5 protein-coding genes are annotated in these 6341 nt (G+C 74.8%); 1 reads left to right on the top strand and 4 read right to left on the bottom strand.

The annotated features are described in order from the left end of the window. The first annotated feature begins 259 nt into the window (after positions 1 to 259). Complete coding sequence (locus ACFWPT_RS37610) at positions 260 to 1348, top strand: alpha/beta fold hydrolase (protein ID WP_380487346.1); 1089 nt, start codon at positions 260 to 262, stop codon at positions 1346 to 1348. On the opposite strand, the gene ACFWPT_RS37605 is transcribed toward ACFWPT_RS37610, so the two are convergent. The 4 genes from ACFWPT_RS37605 to ACFWPT_RS37590 are packed head-to-tail and all read right to left on the bottom strand — an operon-like array spanning position 1338 to position 6337. Further along, complete coding sequence (locus tag ACFWPT_RS37605) at positions 1338 to 2687, bottom strand: NAD(P)/FAD-dependent oxidoreductase (protein WP_380487343.1); 1350 nt, start codon at positions 2685 to 2687, stop codon at positions 1338 to 1340. The two genes, ACFWPT_RS37610 and ACFWPT_RS37605, sit on opposite strands and share 11 nt — an antisense overlap. Then, entirely contained in the window at positions 2684 to 3475 is a 792-nt protein-coding gene (locus ACFWPT_RS37600) for an ABC transporter ATP-binding protein (protein WP_380373380.1), read from the bottom strand. The genes ACFWPT_RS37605 and ACFWPT_RS37600 overlap by 4 nt, the downstream gene beginning before the upstream one ends. After that, positions 3472 to 5367, bottom strand: a complete 1896-nt coding sequence (locus tag ACFWPT_RS37595; RefSeq protein WP_380487341.1) for a dipeptide/oligopeptide/nickel ABC transporter permease/ATP-binding protein — start codon at positions 5365 to 5367, stop codon at positions 3472 to 3474. Before ACFWPT_RS37595 ends, ACFWPT_RS37600 begins: the two co-directional genes overlap by 4 nt. A 7-nt stretch (positions 5368 to 5374) precedes the next feature. After that, complete coding sequence (locus ACFWPT_RS37590; protein WP_380373386.1) at positions 5375 to 6337, bottom strand: ABC transporter permease; 963 nt, start codon at positions 6335 to 6337, stop codon at positions 5375 to 5377. Positions 6338 to 6341 lie beyond the last annotated feature (4 nt).

Genomic DNA, 6341 nt, shown 5'->3' with positions numbered 1-6341 from the left:
GGGGACCCTGTGGGAGAGTAGGACGCCGCCGAACAATCATTCACAGAGAACCCCCATCCGGGAAACCGGATGGGGGTTCTTTGCATTTCCGGGGCCGTGGCCTGGTGACCGGCTCTTCTCCGATGGGCAGCGCACGGCGGCGGGGCGCGGGACGGACAGGCCCCGGGGTGTCGAATGCGTGTTCGCGGGGGCGCGTCGACGCGGGCGGATGCGGGAAGAACAGGGGGAGAGGTCGCCTCTCGGATGCCGTGGAGGACCGATGCGCCGGAACGGACGGGTGGCGGATGCCCTGCTCGCGTTGCTGAGCCGGGACTGGCTGGGAGTGCCGGTCGCGGTGCTGGTGGTGGGCGTGGGGGTCGGGCTGGTCGGGGGCGGTGCGGGCTGGCTGGTGGCGCTCGGGTGCTTAGCGGTGGCTGTGGGTGTGGTGCTGGCGGTCGGCGCGGTGCGGCATCTGCTGCTGGTGGGCCGGGGCGCGGGGGCGGGCGGGGCGCCGGGGCGGCTGGTCGGGGTGGGCGGGCGCCGGATGCACGTCCTCGCGGAGGGGGTTGCCGGGGACGGGCCGACGGTGGTCTGGATGCCGGGCGGGCACGCGCCGGGCGAGGAGTTCGGGCAGTTGCACACGATGATGGCGGCCCGGACCCGCTCGGTGCTGGTCGACCGGTTCGGCTCGGGCTGGAGTGACGTCGGGCCCTTCCCGAGGACGACGGCGGCCGAGGCGGAGGAGCTGGTGGCCGCGCTGGAGGCGGCGGGGGAGCGGGCCCCGTACGTGTTCGTCGGCCATTCCTTCGGCGGGCTGCTGGTCGCGAATGCCGCCAGGCGGCGGCCGGATCTGGTGGCCGGACTCGTGCTGCTGGATCCGACGCCCCTGGAGGTGATCGCCTTCGCGCCGCCCAACCGGCTGGTCGCGGGCATGCGCCGGGAGTTCCTGCTGACGGCGGTGCGGCACCTGTTCGGCGCTCACCGGGGCCGCGGCCGTGGCGCTCGGACCGGCCACTACTGCGCCGCCGCGTCGATCTTCGCGGAGCTCTCGCCCGCCGGCCTGGCGGAGGTGGGTTGGGAGACCGTGGTCTATGACGGGGACCTAGGCGACCTGCCGCTGGTGCTGGTCATACCCCGCGACCTCACGGGTGGGGACACGGTGCTGGCCGCCGCCGGGGACGCCGCCGAGGCCGAGCGGATCGGCCGGTTCTACCTCGGGGCCCGGACCCGCTACCTGGCGGCGTCGACCACGTCCCGGGTGGTGCACACGCCGACGGGCACCGGCCATGACTTCCCGACCGAGGAGCCCGCGTTCGTGGTCGGGGTGGTCGCGGATCTGGTGAGCGAACTGCGCACCCTCAGCCCATGACCGTGCGGGCGGAGCCGGTCCGGACCGGGCGGCGGCGGGAGAACGCGCCCAGGTCGACGACGTTGCCGGTGTGCTCGCAGCGGTAGCGGACCGGGTCGCCGTCGTGGTCGTGGCCGGCTTCGACCAGGTCGATCAGGGTCGCGAGGTAGCGGCCCACCAGCGGCGCGTTCTTGAACTGGTTGCCGCTCGTGCCCATGGCGACGTAGTAGCCGTCGAGGGCGGTGCGGTCGTAGATCGGGGTCCAGTCGTCGGCGACGTCGTACACGCCCGCGACGCCGACGGGCCGGTTGGGGACGGTGATCCCGGGGAAGCGGCGGGCCGCGCGGGTCACCTGGGTGCGGAAGCGGTGGGCGGTGGGGCGCGGGTCGGCCTCGTCCGGGTCGTCGATCCACTCCGGCGGGTCGCAGGCCGGCTGGGTGCCGCCGATGAGCAGGCGGCCCCCGGCGGCCGGGCGCAGGTAGGTGCCGAGGTCGACGTCGGCGACGACGGGAAGCGGCCCGGAGCCGGCGGTGGGGCCGGCGGCGGGCCCGGTGGTGGCGCCGGTGGTGGAGCTGTCGGGCGCGGCGATCTGGTGGACCTCCTCGCGCAGGGGACGTACCCCGATGGTGAAGTCGCTGCCGACACCCGCCAGCCGGTTGAGGCCCCCCGACCACGGGCCGGCGGCGTTGACCACGACCGGCGCGGCGATCCGGGCCCCGTCGGCCAGGCGGAGGCCCGCCACGCGGTCCGAGCGCCGGTCGACGGCCACCACGGTGCGGTGGAACAGGAAGCGCGCACCCAGCTCGCCCGCCGCATCGGCGAGGTTCTGGGCCGCGAGCTGCGGGTCGTCGACGAACCCGGCGTCCGGGGTGAACAGAGCACCGAGCTCGCCGGCCGGGCCGTCGAAGAAGGCGTCGTCGTCCACGGGCTTCGGCGGCCAGTACCGTCCGGCGTCGATCCCGGGCAGGCGCTCGCGCAGGGCGGCGGTGTCCCACCGTTCGTACGGGACGCCGGCCAGGTCGAACAGGGCCGCGGTGTCGGCGGGTTCGGGGAAGGGCGGGTCGAGCAGTACGGCGCCGGTGCGGCGGAAGGCCGCGAGCGGGCGGCGGTCGGTGGTGAGCCCGAGGTGCTCGGGCCAGGACGCCCACAGGTGGAGGGACTCCCAGGCCGTGGCGACGCCGTCGAAGGTGGAGTAGTTGAACCGGACGATCGCGCTGGAGGCGCCGGTCGATCCGTGGCCGGGCGCGCCGGCCTTGTCCACGACGACCACCTGCCGTCCGGTGCGGGCGAGTTCGAGGGCGACGGCGGTGCCGATCACCCCGGCCCCGATCACCACCGCGTCGGGTCGGTCGACGGTCATCGGGACCTCCGGGAGGGCGGTGGGCCGGACAGGCGGGGGACGGAGGCGAGGAGCTCCCGCGTGTAGGGGTGCTGCGGGTCGCGCAGGAGGGCGTCGGTGGGGCCCGTTTCGACGATCCGGCCGAGCCGCATCACCGCCACCGTATCGGAGACGTAGCAGACCGCGGGCAGGTTGTGGCCGATGAACAGCATGGACAGGCCGAGCCGTTGCTGGAGTTCGCGGATCGTGTTGAGGACGGACGCCTGCACCGAGACGTCGAGGGCCGAGGTGATCTCGTCGGCGATCAGGAGTCCGGGTCCGACGGCCAGGGCGCGGGCGACGGCGACCCGTTGGCGCTGGCCGCCGGACAGCTGCCGGGGCAGGCGGCCGGCGAGCCGGGGGTCAAGCCCGACGAGGTCGAGCAGCTCGGCGACGCGCTCGGTACGGGCGTGCCGGTCGAGCCGGTGGAAGACGGTGGCGGCCTCGACGAGGCTCTGGCGGACGGTCATCCGGGGGTCGAGCGCGGTGTCCGGGTCCTGGAGGACGATCTGGACCAGTCGGCCGAGCCGGCGCCGGGCGCGGACGGTACGGACCCGCACGTCCTGGCCGTCGACGAGGACCCGGCCGCCGTGCACGGGGGCGAGCCCGACGATCGCGCGGGCCAGGGTCGACTTCCCCGAGCCGGACTCGCCGACGAGCCCGAGCGTGGTGCCGGCCGGGACCTCCAGTGAGACGCGGTCCACGGCGGTGACCGGGCCGCGCGGGCCGTGGTGGCGGACGGTGAGGTCGCAGAGCCGCAGGCTGGTCATGACGGGTCCGCCTCCACCTGATGTTCCGTAGCCTGGACCGTTTCTTCCTCCACCGGCGGGGGGTTCCAGCAGGCGACCTGCTGGAGCGCGTCCACGTGGTCCAGCCGCGGAGCCTCCAGAGCGCAGCGGTCCAGCCGGTACGGGCAGCGGGGCTCGAACGGGCAGCCCGGGGTGGGGGCGATCGGGTCGGGCGGTGCGCCCGCCACGGTGGGCAGCGGCCGGTCGCGGTCCGCGGTGAGGTCAGGCACCGAGGCGACCAGGGCCCGGGTGTAGGGGTGCCGGGCGGCGGTGGCGAGCCGGTCGGCGGGGAGGGCCTCGACGATGGAGCCCGCGTACATCACCAGGACGCGTTCGCAGAATCCGCTCACGAGCGCGATGTCGTGGCTGATGAACAGGACGGCGGCGGAGGTGTCCCGTCGCAGGTCGGAGAACAGGTCGGTGATCTGTCGCTGCACGGTGGTGTCGAGGGCGGTCGTCGGCTCGTCGGCGATGATCAGGCCGGGCCGCATCATCAGGCCGGCGGCGATCATCACGCGCTGGCGCTGGCCGCCGGAGAGCTGGTGGGGGCGTGACCGCAGCAGGGCGGGGGGCAGGGCCACCCGGCGCAGGGCGTCCTCGGCGTCCCGCAGGGCCTGGGTGCGGCTCGCGCCGAGGTGGGTACGGGGTGCCTCGGTGAGCTGGGTGGCGATCCGGAGTGACGGGTTGAGTGCCGTGGCCGGGTTCTGGAAGACCATGGCCAGGCCGGTCGCGAGGTGCCGGTCGCGCTGCTTCGGCGTCATGGCGTCCAGGTCGGCGCCGAGCAGCCGGAGGGTGCGGTGGGAGACCCGGGCGCGCTCGGGGAGCAGGTCGGCGATCGCGAGCGCGGTGAGCGACTTGCCGGAGCCGGACTCGCCGACGAGTCCGACGATCTCGCCCGGCCGCAGGGACAGGCTCACGCCGCGGACCGGCCGGATCACGCCGTCCGGGGTGGGGAGTTCGACGCTCAGGTCCTCGACCTGGAGGACGAGGCCGTCCTCGGCGGGCCCGTTCGGCGCGATCGTAGGCTGGGGCGTACGGTCCGTACGGCCCGCCGGGTTGCGCCGGGCGGCGCCTCCTGCCAGGACCTCGCCGAGCAGTTGGAACGTCACCGCCGCGTAGAGGATGGCCAGGCCGGGGGCGAGGGCGGGCAGCGGCTGTGCGTAGATCCGGTCGAGCCCCTGGTTGAGCAGTTGCCCCCAGTCGTAGCCGGGCGGTTGGACGCCCAGGCCGAGGAAGCTCAGCCCGGAGAGCGCGACCAGGGAGGTGCCTGCCGCCGTGGTCGCGCTCAGCAGCAGCGGTTCGGCGATGTTGGGCAGGACGTGCCGCCACAGCAGCCGGTGCCGGCGCAGGCCGAGGACCCGGGCCGAGGCCAGGTGGTCGGTGCCCGCGACGGCGGCGGCGAGGGTCTGGGCGAGCCGGGCGAAGCCGGGTACACCGGCGACGGCGAGGGCGAGCATCGCCCCGGCCGCGCCCGCGCCGAACACGACCGCGAGGAAGAGCGCGACCAGGAGTGCGGGGAAGGCGAGCAGGAGGTTGATCACTGCCGCGAGCAGGCGGCGGGCGCGGGGGCCGACGACGGCGGTGGACGCGCCGAGGAGGATGCCGGTGCTCGCGCCGATCGCGGTCGCGGCCAGTGCGAGCAGCAGGGAGGGCCGGGTGGCGGTGAGGACCCGGGCGAGCAGGTCCCGTCCGAGGTTGTCGGTGCCGAAGGGGTGGGCGGTGGAGGGGCCTTGCAGCACTGCCGAGGGGTCGGGGAGGTCCGCCGCCGCGCCCCAGAGGAGCGGGCCCGCCAGCGCGAGCACGATCAGAGAGGCCAGCATGGCGGTGGCGGCCCAGGCCATGGGCGAGCGGAGGTACCTGGTGGGAAGGGGCATCGGCACCTCAGCTCTCCCGGATCGTCGAGCGCGGGTCGAGCAGCGCCAGCAGCATGTCGACCAGGAGCGCGGCGAGCAGGACGGTCGTGCCCAGGATCAGCACCATCGCCTGGATCACCGGGTAGTCCTGCGAGCTCACGGACTGCGCCAGGGCCGAACCGATGCCGGGCCAGGCGAAGACCTTCTCCACCAGCACGGTGCCGGCGATCAGGGCGGGCAGCAGGCCTCCGGCGACGGTGAGTGCGGCGGTGGCCATGTTCGGCGCCGCGTGCCGCAGGTAGCGGCGTAGCGGTGACAGCCGCTTTCCACGGGCGGTGCGCAGGTAGTCCTCGGACAGCACTTTCAGCGCCTCCACCCGGACGATGCGCACCAGGACGGCGGTGGGCGCCACGGAGAGCGCGAGGACCGGCAGGACGAAGGACCCGGCGCCCGCCGTGCCGGCCACCGGCAGCAGTTGGAGGCCGACGGCCAGTAGCGCGGTGAGCCCGGCGGCCAGGACGAAGTCGGGGATCCCGGCCAGGCCGGCGGTGAGCGTCGTGAACGCCAGCTCGCTGCGCGGGTGCCGGCCGTCCCGGGTGCGGACGGCGGCGAGCAGGCCGCAGGGCAGGGCGACGGCGAGGGTGACGAGGAAGGCCAGGCCGGCGATTTCGAGGGTGGCCGGCAGCCGGGTGCGGACGAGCTCCGCGACCGGTGTCGAGGTGACCAGCGAGGTGCCGAGGTCGCCGTGCACGAGGCCGTCGACATAGTGCCGGTACTGGGCCAGGAAGGGTTCGTCGAGCCCGAGTTGATGCCGGCGTGCGGCCACGAGGGCGGGGGAGGCGTCGACGCCGAGCGCCGCGCGGACCGGGTCTCCGGGCACCAGGCGGATCATCGCGAACGAGGCGGTGAGCACGACCCCGAGTGAGAGGAGCAGCCGGGCGGTGCGCCGGCCGAGGAACACCGTCCACGGGTGCCGCAGGAGACGCGGCATGAGC

It is taken from the genome of Kitasatospora sp. NPDC058478 (genome assembly GCF_042720345.1).
Lineage (GTDB): Bacteria > Actinomycetota > Actinomycetes > Streptomycetales > Streptomycetaceae > Kitasatospora.
This window is presented reverse-complemented; position numbering and strand designations above follow the sequence as displayed.

Excerpts from the sequence above, each read along its gene's own strand:
- ACFWPT_RS37605 (WP_380487343.1), bottom strand. The coding sequence starts at position 2,687 with ATGACCGTCGACCGACCCGACGCGGTGGTGATCGGGGCCGGGGTGATC.
- ACFWPT_RS37595 (WP_380487341.1), bottom strand. The coding sequence starts at position 5,367 with ATGCCCCTTCCCACCAGGTACCTCCGCTCGCCCATGGCCTGGGCCGCC.
- ACFWPT_RS37590 (WP_380373386.1), bottom strand. The coding sequence starts at position 6,337 with ATGCCGCGTCTCCTGCGGCACCCGTGGACGGTGTTCCTCGGCCGGCGC.
- ACFWPT_RS37610 (WP_380487346.1), top strand. The coding sequence starts at position 260 with ATGCGCCGGAACGGACGGGTGGCGGATGCCCTGCTCGCGTTGCTGAGC.
- ACFWPT_RS37600 (WP_380373380.1), bottom strand. The coding sequence starts at position 3,475 with ATGACCAGCCTGCGGCTCTGCGACCTCACCGTCCGCCACCACGGCCCG.